Raw genomic sequence first — 16,469 nt, 5'->3', positions numbered from 1 at the left:
CGGCAGGTGTTCGGTGTGATATCATCCGGCCTGAGTGGAGATCAGGAAGGATGATCCAGACATGTGGTCAGCGTTCAACCGAATGACGGAGCAGCAGGCCCGAAATGCAGCGGTTGGACGCCATGCTGTCGGCCGGGGTCTTTGGCTGTGTCGATCGGAGGATGGCAGCGCGCATTGGGAAATGCGCCTGTTTGTTCAGGGCACCCAACGGGATTTACAATTGGGCGCCTATCCGACGTTAAGCGTCAAAGGCGCGCGTTCAGAGGCTGCGAAGTGGCGCGGGTTGGCGCGCAAGGGGATTGACCCCGCCGCGGAGCAGGAAGCCTTTCGCAATGCGGCGGCACGGAACTTGGACCAGTTTTATTGTTGAGGGTGGTGGAAGGTGCGCAGTGAATGCGCACCCTACAGTCATCCCTTGGCGATCTTATCCTGTGTCTTTGTCTCAAAATCTGACGCGTCGTGGCGTTCGTGCAGTTGCATTGACAGGTCATCGCCAAAGGCGCGGTTGACCATGCGGCCGCGTTTTACTGCCGGTCGCGCGTCGATGGCCTCGGCCCAGCGGAGCACGTTCTTGTAGCTGGTCACGTCGAGGAATTCGGCCGCTGAGTAGAGACGGCCCAGCACCAGCTGCCCGTACCACGCCCAGATCGCCATGTCGGCGATGGAGTACTCGCCCGCGAACCATTCATTTTCCGCCAGGTGGCGGTCCATCACGTCAAGCTGGCGCTTGGCTTCCATGGCGAAGCGGTTGATGGGGTATTCCCATTTTTCGGGCGCGTAGGCGTAGAAGTGGCCGAAACCGCCGCCGAGGTAGGGCGCGCTGCCCATCTGCCAGAACAGCCAGCTGAACATCTCGGTGCGCTGGCTGGGGTCGGTGGGGATGAAGGCGCCGAATTTCTCGGCCAGATGCATCATGATCGAGGCGGATTCGAAGACCCGTTGAGGCGTGTCGCCGGAGCGGTCCATCAGCGCGGGGATCTTCGAATTTGGGTTGATCGCGACAAAGCCCGACCCGAATTGCGCCCCTTCGGAGATGTCGATGATCCAAGCGTCGTATTCGGCGCCGGCGTGGCCCGCGGCCAGCAGTTCTTCCAACAGGACAGTGACCTTGACGCCATTCGGGGTGGCCAGCGAATAAAGCTGCAATGGATGCTTGCCCACGGGCAGTTCGTGATCGTGGGTGGCTCCGGCGATGGGGCGGTTGATGGAGGCGAACTTGCCCCCTGATTCAGAATCCCATGTCCAGACTTTGGGCGGCGTGTATTCGGTCATGTCGGGCTTTTCCTCATATGTGCGTTGCGCTCACCTAATCCATTTAGGGTGCGAAGGACCAGTGTGATCAAGAAGTTGTGTGCGTGGCAGTGCACAGGCGGGTCTGCATGGTTTGCGCGGCCCCGTGGTGGCGTTATTGTCGTGGGGAAACCTGGAGGGCTTTCGATGTTGAAAGTGATGGAAACATGGCGGTTATCCCTGTGCATTATGGCACTGCTTGCCTGCACGGTGCAGGTGCAGGCAGCGGACGGGGATCTGACGGCTCCAAGCCATGGCCTGATGTGGCACCGCAGCGGATTGCCCGCGGTTTTCCCGCTGCAGATCAAGACGCTGGGCCCGCAGGACTATTACGTCACGCTGACCAGCGTGGAGACGCAGAAGGCAGTGCTGGCTGCCTATATCGACGGCGGCCGGTTCTTTCAGGTGCTGGTGCCGCCGGGGACATTCCGGGTTCAGATCGCGGCTGGTGCTGACTGGAAGGGAGAAGATGCGCTTTTTGGTGAGGGGGGCAAGACATGGCGGTACGAAGTCAACCGGCCCCTGACCTTCGCGGTACGGAGCTTCAACACCAAGGGCGGACATATTGTTGATCTGACAGACGTTGCACCGGGAGAGGAGGCGCAAGTGGTCCCACGTGACCTGGTCGTATGTCAGGGTGTGCGTCTTGTGCGGACGCCTGAGCAGATACAACGCGGCCCTGCGGTTGAGCGGTCCTTGCGCACCGGGGTCCCACGGTTCAGGCATCGCCCCTTGGCAAATGTCCGGATCAGGGAGGCGCTTGCTGACTTCGAGATCGAGGATGTGTCGAACAAAACAGTGGTGGATAACGAAGAGGTTCTTGGCTGGGGCACTTCCCAGCGTATCGAAGTGCGGTCGCGGCCCTGTGGTCCGGATCAAGGACGCTGACGCAAAAAAGGCCGCTCCCGAGGGAGCAGCCTTTTGATCATCGAAACGGCAAGGCGTTCCGCGCCTTGTTCAGCCCTGACGGGCTTTGAAGCGGCGCTGGGTCTTGTTGATCACGTAAACGCGGCCTTTGCGACGCACGACACGGCAATCACGATGCCGGTTCTTGAGCGAGCGGAGCGAATTGCGAACTTTCATGTCCTCATCCTTCCATCTGTGGCCCCGCCTTCCTTGAAAAAGAAGGGCCAGCGCCTTGGTTACGGTCAGCCCCGGGGCGGGGCCAGTGAATTGCGTGGTGGGCGATACTGGGATCGAACCAGTGACCCCTTCGATGTCAACGAAGTGCTCTACCGCTGAGCTAATCACCCACGTGCCTGCGTGAAACATCATGCCCCAAACAAAATGGGGCGCGAAATGCCGCGCCGGTTGGGGTGCTATAAAAGGAGTCGCGCACAGGATCAAGGGCTTTTGGCAAACGGGAAAACTGCGCTATGTTGGCGGGAGAAAGGCAGGTACATGTCAAACGCGGCGTATCATATCCTGAGGCCAACCGGCCCTGCATCCTGCGTGGTTTTCGCATCCCCCCATTCGGGCCGGGATTATGCCGCGTCGTTTCTGCGCCGTTCGGTGCTGAACCGGCGTGTGATCCGATCATCGGAAGACGCGTTTGTTGACCAACTTTTTGATTGCGCACCGGAATTTGGCGCGCCTTTGCTGGTTGCCCGAGCGCCGCGTGCGTTTATCGATCTGAACCGCGCCAAAGGTGAACTGGATCCGGCGCTGATCGAAGGCGTTGCGCGGCAGGGGCATAATCCACGTGTTGCCTCCGGCCTTGGGGTGATCCCGCGCGTTGTGGCCAACGGGCGCGCGATCTACCGCGGCAAGATCACGTTGGACGAGGCGGAACAGCGTATCAGTGACTATTGGTCGCCTTATCACGACGCCCTGCAGGGATTGCTGGATCGCGCATTTGACCGACACGGTCAGGCGGTGCTGATCGATTGCCATTCCATGCCGCATGAGGCGATTGACGGGGTGGCCCGGTCCGGGATGGTACGGCCTGACGTGGTTCTGGGTGACCGGTTTGGCGCGGCAGCGAGCGGTGACGTGGTGGACCGTGTCGAAGCGGCGTTTGCAGCGCAGGGCTTCAATGTCACGCGCAACACGCCTTTTGCCGGAGCGTATGTGGCGCAGACTTATGGGCGTCCGGGCGCCGGACAACACGCCGTCCAGATCGAATTGGACCGCGCGCTTTACATGGATGAGCGGACGGTCAAGCCCAACTCCCAATTCGAGGCAGTGCGCGCTGCACTAAGGGCGGTCGTCGCCGAATTGTCCGACATTGGCCAAGGCCGGGTGCCTCTGGCGGCCGAGTGAGACTCAATCCGCTTTGATCTGCATGATCCCGGTGCCGACCATCAACAGCCCGATGCCGGATGTGACGGTTCTGACCTGATTCCAGAACTGCCAGTCCGGAGAATATGCCAGCCAGACATCGCGCGCTGCATCGAGGTCTGACGGAACGTCGATCCTTGCCAGCGCTTCGTTCATGGGCACGTTGACTGCAATTGTCAGACCGACCGCGAGCACGCCAATCACGCCGGTAGCCAATGCAAACCACAGTCCGGCAGCAGCGTCGCCCGTGCGGTAAAGCACCAACGCCGTGAGCCCCAGCACCACAGGGGTCCCGAAGAAGACCGGCGCAAAGACTGCGTTGCGGACCGACGCGTTCATGGCTTGCATGGCCTGAATGGCAACCCGCGGATCTGTCGCGTCCAGTCCCCACATCGTTGAGCATACCCAGGCGTAGAAGAAGCCGAACAACGCCCCTGCCTGAATCAAACTGAGCAGGGAGAGAGCGATGGTAAACGTTTTCATGACATTTCCTTACGTATCCGTACATAGGTGTACCTATTTACATATCCGTACTGTAGTGTACGATTGTGTGTCAAGTGCTGGAGGAATGAGGGATGAAAGCAGACAAGCGTGACGCCCGCATGCGGGAAATCGAAGCGGTTGCTTATGAGTTGATTGCGCAGAATGGCTTAGAAGGCACATCGATGCTGGCGGTTGCCAAGGCCGCAAAGGCGTCGAATGAGACTTTGTACCGTTGGTACGGAGACAAGAAGGGGCTGTTTCTGAGCATGGTACGAGCAAATACAGTTGAAGTGCGGGCCCGGCTGGAGGCGGCGCTGAAGATGGCCGACGATCCCATGGCCGGATTGCGCCAGGTCGCGCCGGTGTTGCTTGAAATGCTGTTGGGGGACAGGGCGATTGCCCTGAACAGGGCGGCGGCGTCTGATCCATCGGGGCAATTGGGACAGGCGCTGGCAACCGGGGGGCGGGAAGAGGTGTTTCCGCTGTTGCAGCAATTGCTATCGGCCGCGATACGTCAGGGGGCATTGCACCAACCAAGGGTCGGAGAGATCGGGACCCTGTTCATGCACTTGTTGGTGGGGGATTTGCAGGTGCGACGGGTCATTGGCACCTTGCCTGCCCCCTCGGCAGAAACGGTCGCGCGGCAGGCCACCTGCGCGATGGATCAGCTTGAGATGCTTTGCGCGCCCTAACGCAGCGCGCGGCCTTTCACGATGGCCTTTGTGCCGAAGCGGTCGCGGATGGCATCGGTGGCGCGTTCGGCCTTGGTGCGTTTTTCGGCACCGGGATCCAGCAGGTCGCCTTCGCTGTCGGCACCTTCGGGTGTGCTGAGGTGGGAAATGCCGCAGCCGATCAGGCGAAATGGGCCTGGGTCATCAAGTTGGTCAAACAGGCTGCGCGCGGTGCGGTAGATGCGATCGGCCAACTGTGTGGGATCGTGCAGGGATACGCGCCGTGTCAGCGTTTTGAAATCGGCGCGCTTGAGTTTGAGCGTCACGACCCGCCCGGCGAGGCCCTTGGCCTTGGCGCGGTCCGCCACCTGTTCGGACAGCCGCCAGATATGGCCATCCAGAATGTCCGGGTCGGCGGTGTCATCGTTGAATGTGGTTTCCTTGGAGATGGATTTCACAGGTTCATGGGCGGAGACCCGCCGCCGGTCCTGTCCGCGCGCCAGATGCCAAAGACGTTCGCCCATGCCGCCAAAGCGCGCAACAAGATCCTGTTTTTCCCAGCGAAGCAGGTCGTTGAACGTGCGAATTCCCGCCTTGTCCAGCGCGGCTTGCGTCGCCGCCCCCACACCCCAGATCATGCGCACAGGCTTGTCGCGCAGGAAATCGGCGGTTTCCGCCGCGCCAATAATGGAAAAACCGTGCGGCTTGTCGAGGTCAGAGGCAACCTTGGCCAGAAACTTGTTGTGGCTCAGTCCAATAGAGCCGGTCAGCCCCAGTTCATCCTTCATCCGCCGCACCAGTCGCGCCAGCATCACGGAGGGCGGCGCGCCATGTAGGCGCGCAGTGCCGGTCATGTCGAGGAATGCCTCGTCCAGGGACAGCGGTTCGATGGCGGGGGTCAGTTCTTCCATCATCTTGCGGATCGCGCGCGATGCCTCCACATAGGCGTCCATGCGCGGTTTGATGATCACTGCTTCGGGGCAGAGCTTGAGCGCCTGAAACATCGGCATCGCGGAACGCACACCGCGAATGCGTGCCACATAGCAGGCAGTCGAGACGACCCCCCGCCGCCCGCCGCCAATGATCACCGGTTTGCCTTCAAGCGCGGGATTGTCGCGTTTTTCGACGGAGGCGTAGAACGCGTCGCAATCCATGTGCGCGATGGATAATGTATGTAGTTCCGGATGAGAGAGCACACGCGGAGAACCGCATTCAGGGCAGCGGCGCAGGCTGGCAATATCTGACAGACAATCACGGCACAGGGCGGCCATCGGGTGAGACCTGGTTAAGGGAAGCACGGTTATAGTCTAGCGCAAGCAAAAGGGATTGAACATGGGCGGAAGAGTGGCATTTGATGGCAGCAAGATCGCGCTCTATCTGGGGGACGCGCTGGCGGTGATTCTGCGCGATAATATGCCCGATCTGCCGTTTCCCGGCTTCTGGGATTTGCCCGGAGGAGGTCGCGAGGGCTACGAGACCCCGCTTGCCTGCGGGCAGCGGGAATGCATGGAAGAACTGGGCTTGATGGTGCCGGACAGCGCGGTGGTCTGGGCGCAAGCGTATCAGGAGCTTGGCGCGGTGAAGTGGTTCTTCGTGGCGCGGATGCCTGCAAGTGCCGCAGATCGCGTTGTTTTCGGGAATGAAGGTCAGCGCTGGGCGTTGATGCCGCAGGGAGAGTTTCTGTCGCATCCGCGTGCCGTTCCTGCGTTCCAGCAACGCTTGCAGGCCTATCTGGATGAAACGAAATAGACGGTTGGGGAAGACATTCAGGTGACCTTGAATACAAAGCCCCCCGCTGCGCGTAGCGGGGGGAGTTGACGAACATCAGGAAGAACCAGTTCGTCGGGGAGTATCACCTTAGGTCAAGCTAGCATGGTGCCCCAATTCCACCTAGTAGGGGATTCCTGACCATGGGGTCAAAATCCGGTTTGTTGTCAATTTGGCACAGTGCGTCGCCGTTTTTCCCCTATGCGCTTGAAAGTTTTCGCAAAATATCTCGTGCCGCCTTTGCGGGATCAGGCGCTTGCCAAATTGGTCTGCCAACGACGATGTGATCTGCTCCGTCCGCGATGGCCTGTGCAGGTGTGGCAACGCGCTTTTGGTCCCCCTTTGCGCTCCCAGTAGGGCGCACACCGGGTGTTACGATCAGACGGCCGGCTGCTTCTGGCAATCTTCGGATTGCGGCGGCTTCATTCGGGGATGCGATCACGCCGTCAGCACCTGCTTCAAAGGCGCGCCCTGCGCGGGTGATCACAAGATCCTGTACATCGCCCGCCTGCATCAGGGCCGCATCCAGATCGCTGCGGTCAAGCGACGTCAGAATGGTCACGGCAAGAATTTTCATATCACTGCCCGACGCTCCCTGCTTGGCTGCAGCAACGACGTGCGGATCGCCGTGCACGGTCAGGAAATCCAGATCGAATTGCGCCAGCCCCCTTACGGCAGCTTCAACAGTCGCGCCAATATCGAACAGCTTCATGTCGAGGAAAATGCGCTTGCCGTGTTCCTGCTTGAGCTCATTGGCCAGCGCGAGCCCCCCTCCCGTCAACATGCCAAGGCCGATCTTGTAAAACCCGATGGTGTCGCCCAAACGTTCGGCAAGGTTGAGCCCGGCCACGGCGTTCGGCACATCGAGGGCGACGATCAGGCGATTATCGGTCTTGGGTGGTGTCATTGGAACGCTCCTGCGAATTTGCAAACGGCCTTTCTTTACGGGGGCGGGCGGCGCAAGTCCACAAATGAAAATGCCCGGCGCTGCGAGGGGGGAAGCAGGCCGGGCAGGGCAGAGCCACGATACTAAGGCCCTGTCGCGGGGCACCTCGGACGCCGGTTGGGGGTGTCGTGCCAAGCACGCATCTGGCGTCGGGCAATGCCCCGTCTGATACATCTGATATGGGGTGGGGCCGGGTTGTCGTCATCGGCTGTCGCTTCACAAATTGAGCACACTTGCGTGAAGTGCCGTGGCGGTAACGGTCGGAAAAAAAGGCCGAATATCGCGGGGCGATATTCGGCAGTTGGGCACAGACAGTGCAGGCAGGCATCTTGTCTGTGCATGTTGCGGAAGGGGGCACGGGGGACAGTGACGTGCGGGAAGTCCTTCCGCAAACTTTACGCGGTATCGGGTGGCCGCGCGCAGGCGGTTCAGGCCGCGTTTTGATCGGGCCGCTTCAGCAGGCCTTCCAGCCAGCGGACTGGATCGAATGCAGGGCGACCCGCCCGGGGGCGCGTCATTGCGGAGCCGGTGAAGGATCGCAGGCCACGGTCGCCGTCGTGCTGGCGCTGCGCCTGACGTTGCAGGCCTTTCGCGGCGGTCTCGAATGACATGGTCATGGGGGCCTTGATGGCACAGGCGTACCTGCGCGATGTCCCCGCGTCATAGACTGTCACCAGTGCTTCAAAGGATTGGGAACTGGCGTTGTAGATCACATCGGTTATCTGCGTTGGATAGGTCTGCATCGGTCTTTACCTCTGGTCGTTGTCGCGGCGTATGGCGTGTGCCTCTCCTGTTGAGAACGCCCGGTGCGACGAAAGAGTTTCATTCTTCTTGCACTCACCGTGGATAAATCGGGTTCCCACAGCAGTTTCAGGCGGCTGGATGTGTATCAAATTCCTGCCTATCAGAAGATGACTTGGGAATTCGGGCTGGTTGGCGCAAGGGGTCCACGACAACCCCAAGGCGGGGACGTGACAGACCTCCTGACAATGTGATCGCGACGTGAAGTATCTTTAATACGGGTCTTGAACCCTTGATGTTGCTTTCCCAAATTGAGCGTGAGGCTCACGAGATCCTGTGCCGCCGGGCGGGCGGGATCACATCAGGGCGCTTAACAAAAGAGGAGAGACCCATGGACTTGAGCAAGTTCACGGAACGGGCGCGTGGTTTTGTGCAGGCAGCGCAGACGATCGCAACACGGGAAGACCACCAGCGACTGGTTCCCGAACATATCTTGAAAGCATTTCTGGACGATGATCAGGGGCTTGCCGCCAATCTGATCGCGGCATCAGGCGGCGACGTTGCCCGGGTGACAGATGCGCTGGAGCTTGCCATGAGCAAGCAACCCAAGGTCAGCGGCGACAACGCACAGGTCTATCTTGATAACGCCACCGCGAAGGTGCTGGCAGAGGCTGAAGCGATTGCCAAGAAGGCAGGCGACAGTTTTGTACCGGTTGAACGCGTTCTTATGGCGCTGTGCATGGTCAAATCGGGTGCCAAGACGGCACTGGACGCAGGCAATGTCACCGCACAGGCGTTGAACGCGGCGATCAATGATGTGCGCAAGGGGCGTACCGCAGATACTGCCAGTGCCGAGGATGGGTATGAGGCGCTGAAGAAATACAGCACCGATCTGACGGCCCGCGCCGAAGAGGGCCGGATTGATCCGATCATCGGACGGGACGAAGAAATTCGCCGTACGATGCAGGTGTTGAGCCGCCGGACCAAGAACAACCCTGTCCTGATCGGCGAACCGGGCGTTGGTAAGACCGCAATTGCCGAAGGTCTTGCGCTTCGGATTGTCGATGGCGATGTGCCAGAAAGCCTGCGTAACAAACGTCTGCTCTCGCTCGATATGGGAGCGCTTATCGCGGGCGCGAAGTATCGGGGTGAATTTGAGGAACGGCTGAAGGCGGTTCTGACCGAGGTCACCGAGGCTGCGGGCGAGATCATTCTGTTTATCGATGAAATGCATACCCTGGTCGGTGCTGGCAAGGCGGACGGAGCGATGGATGCTTCCAACCTGCTCAAACCTGCGCTGGCACGTGGTGAGTTGCATTGCGTCGGCGCGACCACGCTGAATGAATACCGCAAGTACGTCGAGAAAGACGCGGCCTTGGCCCGGCGTTTTCAGCCTGTGATGGTGCAGGAACCAACGGTGGAAGATACCATAAGTATCCTGCGCGGCATCAAGGAAAAATACGAACTGCACCACGGGGTTCGGGTCTCGGACTCTGCGCTGGTTGCGGCGGCGACGCTGTCGCACCGCTATATCACCGACCGTTTCCTGCCGGACAAGGCGATTGACCTTGTCGATGAGGCCGCCAGCCGCTTGCGGATGGAAGTGGACAGCAAGCCAGAGGAGTTGGATGCGCTGGATCGCCAGATCCTGCAACTGCAGATCGAAGAGCAGGCGCTGAAATTGGAAGACGATGCGGCGTCGAAGGATCGGCTGGAGACCTTGCAAAAGGACCTGGCGGATTTGCAGGAACGCTCCGCCGAGATGACAGCGACATGGCAGGCCGAACGCGACAAGCTGGCAAGCGCGCGCGACCTAAAGGAGCAGTTGGATCACGCACGGGCGGCGCTGGACATCGCCAAGCGGGAGGGGAACCTCGCCAAGGCGGGGGAGCTTTCCTATGGGGTGATCCCGGAACTGGAAAAAGCGCTGGAAGCTGCGGAAGGTCAGGAAGACGAGATGATGGTCGAAGAGGCCGTTCGCCCGGACCAGATTGCGGGTGTCGTCGAACGTTGGACCGGTATTCCGGCAGGCAAGATGCTGGAAGGGGAGCGTGACAAGCTGTTGCGGATGGAAGATCAACTGCACAGCCGGGTGATCGGACAGGATGCTGCCGTAACAGCCGTGGCCAACGCGGTGCGCCGCGCGCGTGCGGGTCTGAATGATGAGAACCGCCCCCTGGGGTCGTTCTTGTTTTTGGGGCCGACAGGCGTGGGCAAGACCGAGTTGACCAAGGCTGTCGCCGAGTTCCTGTTCGATGACGAACACGCAATGGTGCGGATCGACATGTCTGAATACATGGAAAAACACTCCGTCGCGCGGCTGATCGGTGCCCCTCCGGGCTATGTCGGCTATGATGAGGGCGGCGCGTTGACCGAAGCTGTGCGGCGGCGTCCGTATCAGGTGGTGTTGTTCGACGAAGTCGAAAAGGCGCACCCGGATGTGTTCAACGTGCTGTTGCAGGTCCTCGACGATGGGATGCTGACCGATGGTCAGGGCCGAACGGTCGATTTCAAGCAGACGCTGATCGTGCTGACATCGAACCTCGGCGCACAGGCGTTGAGCCAGCTGCCCGATGGGGGGGACATGGCTGCGGCGCGCCGCGACGTGATGGATGCGGTCCGGGCGCATTTCCGGCCAGAGTTCCTGAACCGTCTGGATGAAACGATCATCTTCGATCGGTTGGCACGTGCCGATATGGCCGGGATCGTTGATATTCAATTGGCGCGGCTGCTCAAGCGGCTGGCCGGACGCAAGATCACACTTGATCTGTCGGATGCCGCGAAAGCGTGGCTTGCAGATGAAGGATATGATCCGGTCTTCGGCGCGCGGCCATTGAAGCGGGTCATTCAACGGGCCTTGCAGGACCCGCTGGCAGAAATGCTGCTGGCCGGGGATGTGAAGGATGGCGGCACGGTGACAGTGGATGCGGGTGCGGATGGGTTGATCATCGGCGACCGGATCGCCGGGACCAACCGCCCCAAGCCGGACGATGCCGTGATCCATTGATCAGACCGGGCCATCTGACGCCGCCGGAGGAATATCCGGCGGCGTTTTACGTCGGGGCTGCCGCGATCACGCGGATCTCCACCAGCGCGCCGGGACGGCGGAGTGCGGCCACCTCTACGGCGGTCCATGCGGGGAAAGGGTCGGAGGCGTATGTGCAGCGCACCTCGTTGAAGAGGTCGAAATGGTCGTGGATGCCGACGTGATAGCTGGTCATTTCAACGATTGCATCTGTGTCGGTGCCGCCCGCTTGCAGGACGGCGCGGATTTTGTCGAAGGCGCTGCGGAATTGCGTGGCGGGGTCGCCCGGCATACTGCCGTCGGGGAGGCTCCCGGTTATGCCGGTGAGATAGATATGGCCGTTTGAGACGATGCCGGGGGAGAGTTTGAGCGCCGTTGCGCTGGTTTGTGATCCGTCGGGGAAGATGGCGTGCATGGTGGTTCCTTCCTTTTGCAGTAGTGTGATGCGCGGAAGCGGGAAAGGCCATGCGGTGCTGAAAACGAAACGGTTGAATTTGCGCGCCGCAGCGGCGGAGGATGCGCTGCCGCTTTTTGAGGTGTTCGGCAGTGCGGAGGCGATGCGGTACTGGAGTTGGGCGCCGCATACCTCGCCGCTGCAAACGGCAGAATTTGTGGACATGATTGCCGATACCAGCGAAGTGCCATCGTATTTCGTGGTGTGCAGGGACCAGCGGCCCATCGGAACGGCGGGGTTTTGGCAGGGCAGTGAGGTGGGATTTGTCCTGCACCCCGATGAGTGGAGGCAGGGGTTGGGGGAAGAGGTGCTGCGCGCGCTCATTCCCTACGGATTTGACACGCTGGGTCTGGAGGAGATCACGGCCGATGTTGATCCCAACAATGCGGCTTCCATAGGTCTGCTGAACAAACTGGGGTTTGTGGAAACGGGTCGGGCGGCGCGGACGTTGCAGATTGCGGAGGATTGGTTTGACAGCGTGTATTTCCGGTTGCTGCCTTCCGAGACGTGAAAAGGCCCGCCGGTTTGCACCAGCGGGCCAGATCATCAGGACAGAAGCCCGGATTTAGGTGTTCGGCAGGATCACCGCGTCGATGACGTGGATCACGCCGTTGGACGTCTCGATGTCCGCAGCGGTGACGTTTGCGCCGTCGACCTTCACACCATCGTCGAGGTCGATCATCACGGTATCGCCCTGCACGGTGGCGGCTTCCATGTCATCGGTGAGGTCGGTGGACATCACTTTGCCGGGGACAACGTGGTAGGTCAGCACGGCGACAAGCTGATCTTTGTTCTCCGGCTTCAGCAGATCTTCGACGGTGCCTTCGGGCAGTGCGGCGAAGGCTTCATCGGTCGGGGCGAAGACGGTGAAGGGACCTTCGCTTTTCAGGGTGTCAACCAGACCGGCGGCTGTTGCGGCGGCCAGCAGGGTTTCGAAGGTGCCTGCTTCGGCAGCTGTATCAACGATGTCTTTGCTTGCACCAGCGATGGCGGTGGTGCCGAACAGTGCGGCGGCGGTTGTCAGTGCGATTGCAGTCTTGCGGAACATTGAATTCTCCTTGGGTTCAGAAGCCATGTCATCAGTGACATTGGAACAAATACGCACCGGATCGCGTTTGGTTCACTGGGGGATTCCCGCCTATGCGCGGTTGCCGCGCGTTGCCTCGGAACCGGCACGGCCTAAGCCTGCGCCGTTTGCCGTTTCAAGTCACAGAAGTGTGAAATGGAGAGAGATTTTTTGTGATCCGACGTGAGGAACTTCCGCGGTAACGGTCCCCTGAAGGCTTCTGACAATCAAGTGTTCTGGCTGAAATCTGACCGTAATTCTTTGATGCTGCGCTGTCTGCACACTAACTACACTCTAAAGATTAAGGAGACGACCATGGCGATGCGCTGGACCAATACCCTGAGTGAGAATGACGTTACACCCGAGAGCGTGTTTCTGAACCGCCGTCAGCTGATGGCCGGGGGCGCGGCGGCCGTGGGCTTGGGCAGTATCGGCGGATCGCTCGCGGCGGCGGAAGGGCTGGAACCCAGCAGCTATGAAGACATCACGCAGTACAACAATTTCTATGAATTCGGCACCGGCAAGGGTGATCCCGCACAGAATGCTCACACGCTGACGACCGCTCCGTGGAGCGTCAAGATTGACGGGCTGGTCGAGAAGCCCGGCGACTATGCGTTCGAGGACATCATGAAGGCGATGACCATCGAGGAACGGATTTACCGCTTCCGTTGTGTTGAGGCGTGGTCGATGGTGATCCCGTGGAACGGCTTCGAACTGGCTGATTTGCTGAATATGGCGGGCGTGCAGTCGGATGCGAAATATGTGGCGTTCGAAACGGCGCTGCGGCCGGATGAGATGCCCGGCGTGCGCTTCCCTGTGTTGGACTGGCCCTACGTGGAGGGGCTTCGGCTGGATGAAGCCATGCATCCGCTGACAATCATGGCGACGGGCATCTACGGCAAGGATATCCCGAACCAGAACGGCGCGCCGCTGCGTCTGGTGGTGCCGTGGAAGTACGGGTTCAAATCCATCAAGTCCATCGTGCGCATCACGCTGACGGAAAAGGAGCCGCCGACAAGCTGGAACAAGGCAAACGCGCGGGAGTACGGATTTTATAGCAATGTGAACCCGGAAGTAGATCACCCCCGGTGGTCACAGGCGTCTGAACGTGTCGTGGGCGGGGGTTTGTTTTCAAAACGCATTCCAACGCTGATGTTGAATGGGTATGCGGATGAGGTCGGTGCGCTGTATGCCGGTATGGACCTGACCAAGAATTTCTGATGCGAAGTGAGCGTTCACAGGACATCGAAAACTATCAAGGTTTTCGCCCGTTTTCTTTGAAAGAGAACGAGGTGCAGCATGAGCAGTGTTGACCGCATCAACAGCGCCCTGCGCCGCGTCCCGACTTGGCCTCTCTATATACTGGGACTGCTGCCGGTGCCGTGGCTGTTGTATCAGGCGCAGACGGGTGGCCTTGGACGCGAGCCGATCAAGGCGCTTGAGCATGAATTAGGGCTGCTCGCGCTTCAACTGCTGATCGTTGGTCTGACAATCACGCCCTTGCGGCGTTTCGTCGGGCTGAACCTGATCAAGTTCCGACGCATAATCGGTTTGCTGGCCTTCACCTATGTCGTGCTGCACCTGTCGGTTTGGGTTGTGCTTGATATGAGCCTGCTGTGGAATCAAATGTGGGCCGACATCTGGAAGCGTCCGTATATTACGGTCGGCATGGCCGGTTTCTTGGCGCTGTTGCCACTGGCGATCACCTCCAACAATCTGTCGGTTCGCAAGATGGGTGCGGCCGCGTGGCGGAGATTGCACAAGCTGACCTACTTTGCGGTGCTGGCGGGCGGCGTTCATTACCTGTGGTTGGTAAAGGGATTTCAGATCGAACCGATCCTCTACATGGCAGTGATTTGCGGGCTGTTGATGCTCAGGCTGCGCAAGCCGCAGCGGGCGATGGCCTGACGCCTTCACGTTTTTCCACCTCTGATAGTAGTTTTTCTGGTATGATGCCTTCAACGGCGCCCGCCATGAAAGCGCTGTGCGGGGTCTGCCATGAAGATCATGAACTGGAATCTTGAATGGATGAACCACTGGTTCAGTGGCAATGACAACCCGCGTTGGGGCTCCAGCAGTCTGACCGCTGCGGAAGCCCAAATATGTGCGCAGAAAGCAGCGCGCGTCATTGATCAGATCAACCCCGACCTATTGTGCCTGCAGGAAGGTCCAAGTGCGACGGCGGAGATGGACCTTTTTCTGCGCGACCATCTCAACGATCAGGGCGCACCAAAGTATGAGGCGATCATCGGACTGGATGGCGGGGCGCAAAAGCTTTTCGTGCTGCGGCGGTTGGATGGCGTCTTTCGCGCGATGGACAGGGCGACCGACCCGCTGACCGAGGGTTTGGCGGAGCTGTGGGATGCGGATGTGAATGGCGACATGCTTCTGGAGGGATACGATTTCACCCGTTTGCCGCTGGTGGTGGACGTTGACCCGATCGGCGGTGCGCCGATCCGGATCGTCGTACTGCATACCAAATCGAAGTTCGTCCGATTTGGACGTCAGAAGTGGGAGGATCCAAACAGGCGGCAGGAGTTTGTGGTGCAGGCACTGGAAGCTCGGCGGCGCATTTCAGCGGAAGGGTTCCGGTTGCGCACCTATCTTGATGCGCTGGTCGCGGCGGAAGGTGATGCGCGCATTGTCGTGACGGGGGACTGGAACGATGGACCGGGCCGCGATTTGTTTGAGCGTTCGTACCTGACGCATAATGTTGCCGACATCGTATTGGGTTCCACTTTCACGCCCGAACTGATCTTCCACCATCCGCTTTTGGCGCATGTCCAGACGCCTTCCTTGTTCACCGCGCGGTTCGATGACTACGTGGATGATGTGCAGGATCGCCCGCTGCTGCTGGATCACTTTGCGGTTTCACCCGGACTGACGCCATTTGTTGCCAACGCGCAGATTGCCCATGCGGCCTACGATAACGAAGTCGAAGGCGATGGGCGCGACCGGATACAGCGCCCCAGCGATCACCGACCCATTGTCCTTGACCTGGAGGCTCCTCTGACCGGTTGAGAAAGCATCGGCGGTACAGGTGGGTTTTAGTCGGTGTTATCTGGAATCAGTGGTCGGCTGCGACTCGGTTCGCGCCGTTTGATGGAATCGATAGTGTGATTCATGCGAAACCGGACGATCATGTTCGCGCAAACAGGCTGAGTCTCTGCCTCTTTTGGGGGTAAGCGTGTGGATAACGCTATATATAGCGAATGCGCCGGGTTCTGAGACGAAAGGCTAAGAGGCTGAAGAACTGCAAAGAGCGAAGGCGGGCAAAAAATATCAATATAACTATCTGAAATAAAACGATATTCAGGTTTAGATGCAAAAAATGCAGATTTCTTCAAAAAAGGGGTTGCGGGTACCCGCCACTAACCGTAGAACCCCCCTCACCGGCGGCGCAGAGATGCACCAACGGGGCGCCAGACGGGCCACACCGCAAGGGACGGCAACGAGGCGGAAGAAGAAAATACCAGAGGTATTAGGGCGGGGCGCGCCAAAGTTCAGGGCGCATCCAGTCTCTTTTGTCTCTACGCTCTTTGAAATTGATAGTATCTGAAGAGATATGTGGGCGGTTTGGTTCATTCGATGGATCAACGTCTGTATATCGCGCTAGTAGGGGCAACCCGATGATCTAGTGTCAGCTTCACTGTTTGGACGGTTTCCGGTTAACTTTGTTAACCTGAAGCACAACAAACAGAGACTGTTCTGCATCTTTCAGTAATGGATGTAGAACGATGTGCAGA

General features: G+C 59.5%; 18 protein-coding genes and 1 tRNA gene. 10 read left to right on the top strand and 9 right to left on the bottom strand.

What is annotated here, in order from left to right; translation table 11 throughout:
- The first annotated feature begins 61 nt into the window (after positions 1-61).
- Entirely contained in the window at positions 62-370 is a 309-nt protein-coding gene (locus AB4X18_RS05670) for an Arm DNA-binding domain-containing protein (RefSeq protein ID WP_370399176.1), read from the top strand.
- 38 nt (positions 371-408) lie between these two features.
- On the opposite strand, the gene yghU is transcribed toward AB4X18_RS05670, so the two are convergent.
- A complete protein-coding gene (yghU, locus tag AB4X18_RS05665) occupies positions 409-1,272 on the bottom strand; it encodes a glutathione-dependent disulfide-bond oxidoreductase (protein ID WP_370399175.1) in 864 nt (287 codons plus the stop codon).
- A 165-nt stretch (positions 1,273-1,437) separates the two neighbouring features.
- On the opposite strand from yghU, the gene AB4X18_RS05660 reads away from it, so the two are divergent.
- Positions 1,438-2,178, top strand: a complete 741-nt coding sequence (locus tag AB4X18_RS05660) for a hypothetical protein (protein WP_432817167.1) — start codon at positions 1,438-1,440, stop codon at positions 2,176-2,178.
- 69 nt (positions 2,179-2,247) lie between these two features.
- On the opposite strand, the gene ykgO is transcribed toward AB4X18_RS05660, so the two are convergent.
- Together ykgO and AB4X18_RS05650 are read right to left on the bottom strand one after the other, a co-directional pair.
- On the bottom strand, positions 2,248-2,373 hold the full coding sequence (ykgO, locus tag AB4X18_RS05655; protein WP_005850168.1) for a type B 50S ribosomal protein L36: 126 nt from the start codon (positions 2,371-2,373) through the stop codon (positions 2,248-2,250).
- A 95-nt stretch (positions 2,374-2,468) separates the two neighbouring features.
- Positions 2,469-2,543 (bottom strand) — tRNA-Val (locus AB4X18_RS05650).
- A 148-nt stretch (positions 2,544-2,691) separates the two neighbouring features.
- Between AB4X18_RS05650 and AB4X18_RS05645 the strand changes: the two genes are divergently transcribed.
- Positions 2,692-3,552 (top strand): N-formylglutamate amidohydrolase, encoded by an 861-nt coding sequence (locus tag AB4X18_RS05645; protein ID WP_370399173.1) that lies wholly within the window; start codon positions 2,692-2,694, stop codon positions 3,550-3,552.
- 3 nt (positions 3,553-3,555) lie between these two features.
- Here the strand turns inward: AB4X18_RS05645 and AB4X18_RS05640 are convergent, their stop codons facing one another.
- Positions 3,556-4,053: a DUF1772 domain-containing protein gene (locus tag AB4X18_RS05640; RefSeq protein WP_370399172.1), complete on the bottom strand. Its 498-nt coding sequence runs from the start codon at positions 4,051-4,053 to the stop codon at positions 3,556-3,558.
- Positions 4,054-4,145: 92 nt separating this feature from the next.
- On the opposite strand from AB4X18_RS05640, the gene AB4X18_RS05635 reads away from it, so the two are divergent.
- Positions 4,146-4,745 (top strand): TetR/AcrR family transcriptional regulator, encoded by a 600-nt coding sequence (locus AB4X18_RS05635; RefSeq protein ID WP_370399171.1) that lies wholly within the window; start codon positions 4,146-4,148, stop codon positions 4,743-4,745.
- Here the strand turns inward: AB4X18_RS05635 and AB4X18_RS05630 are convergent.
- Complete coding sequence (locus AB4X18_RS05630; protein ID WP_370399170.1) at positions 4,742-5,995, bottom strand: DNA polymerase IV; 1,254 nt, start codon at positions 5,993-5,995, stop codon at positions 4,742-4,744. The genes AB4X18_RS05635 and AB4X18_RS05630 overlap by 4 nt on opposite strands.
- A gap of 61 nt (positions 5,996-6,056) precedes the next feature.
- Between AB4X18_RS05630 and AB4X18_RS05625 the strand changes: the two genes are divergently transcribed.
- Positions 6,057-6,473, top strand: coding sequence for an NUDIX hydrolase (locus AB4X18_RS05625; protein ID WP_432817166.1), 417 nt, complete (start codon positions 6,057-6,059; stop codon positions 6,471-6,473).
- 217 nt (positions 6,474-6,690) lie between these two features.
- On the opposite strand, the gene pyrF is transcribed toward AB4X18_RS05625, so the two are convergent.
- Both pyrF and AB4X18_RS05615 read right to left on the bottom strand, forming a co-directional pair.
- On the bottom strand, positions 6,691-7,398 hold the full coding sequence (gene pyrF, locus AB4X18_RS05620; RefSeq protein WP_432817165.1) for an orotidine-5'-phosphate decarboxylase: 708 nt from the start codon (positions 7,396-7,398) through the stop codon (positions 6,691-6,693).
- A 467-nt stretch (positions 7,399-7,865) separates the two neighbouring features.
- Positions 7,866-8,180 (bottom strand): orotidine 5-phosphate decarboxylase, encoded by a 315-nt coding sequence (locus AB4X18_RS05615; protein WP_370399168.1) that lies wholly within the window; start codon positions 8,178-8,180, stop codon positions 7,866-7,868.
- Positions 8,181-8,569: 389 nt separating this feature from the next.
- On the opposite strand from AB4X18_RS05615, the gene clpB reads away from it, so the two are divergent.
- On the top strand, positions 8,570-11,185 hold the full coding sequence (gene clpB, locus AB4X18_RS05610; RefSeq protein ID WP_370399167.1) for an ATP-dependent chaperone ClpB: 2,616 nt from the start codon (positions 8,570-8,572) through the stop codon (positions 11,183-11,185).
- A gap of 46 nt (positions 11,186-11,231) precedes the next feature.
- Here the strand turns inward: clpB and AB4X18_RS05605 are convergent, their stop codons facing one another.
- A complete protein-coding gene (locus AB4X18_RS05605) occupies positions 11,232-11,618 on the bottom strand; it encodes a RidA family protein (protein ID WP_370399166.1) in 387 nt (128 codons plus the stop codon).
- 55 nt (positions 11,619-11,673) lie between these two features.
- Between AB4X18_RS05605 and AB4X18_RS05600 the strand changes: the two genes are divergently transcribed.
- Complete coding sequence (locus AB4X18_RS05600; protein ID WP_370399165.1) at positions 11,674-12,168, top strand: GNAT family N-acetyltransferase; 495 nt, start codon at positions 11,674-11,676, stop codon at positions 12,166-12,168.
- Positions 12,169-12,222: 54 nt separating this feature from the next.
- On the opposite strand, the gene AB4X18_RS05595 is transcribed toward AB4X18_RS05600, so the two are convergent.
- Entirely contained in the window at positions 12,223-12,705 is a 483-nt protein-coding gene (locus tag AB4X18_RS05595; protein ID WP_370399164.1) for a fasciclin domain-containing protein, read from the bottom strand.
- Between the two features lie 333 nt (positions 12,706-13,038).
- Here AB4X18_RS05595 and msrP point away from each other — a divergent pair, with 333 nt between their 5' ends.
- From msrP to AB4X18_RS05580, 3 genes are all read left to right on the top strand, one after another.
- Positions 13,039-13,944, top strand: coding sequence for a protein-methionine-sulfoxide reductase catalytic subunit MsrP (gene msrP, locus AB4X18_RS05590; RefSeq protein ID WP_370399163.1), 906 nt, complete (start codon positions 13,039-13,041; stop codon positions 13,942-13,944).
- 78 nt (positions 13,945-14,022) lie between these two features.
- A complete protein-coding gene (gene msrQ, locus AB4X18_RS05585; RefSeq protein WP_370399162.1) occupies positions 14,023-14,631 on the top strand; it encodes a protein-methionine-sulfoxide reductase heme-binding subunit MsrQ in 609 nt (202 codons plus the stop codon).
- 99 nt (positions 14,632-14,730) lie between these two features.
- Positions 14,731-15,744 (top strand): endonuclease/exonuclease/phosphatase family protein, encoded by a 1,014-nt coding sequence (locus AB4X18_RS05580; protein ID WP_370399161.1) that lies wholly within the window; start codon positions 14,731-14,733, stop codon positions 15,742-15,744.
- The last annotated feature ends 725 nt before the right edge of the window (positions 15,745-16,469 follow it).

Source organism: Sulfitobacter rhodophyticola (assembly GCF_041281685.2).
Lineage (GTDB): Bacteria > Pseudomonadota > Alphaproteobacteria > Rhodobacterales > Rhodobacteraceae > Sulfitobacter.
This window is presented reverse-complemented; position numbering and strand designations above follow the sequence as displayed.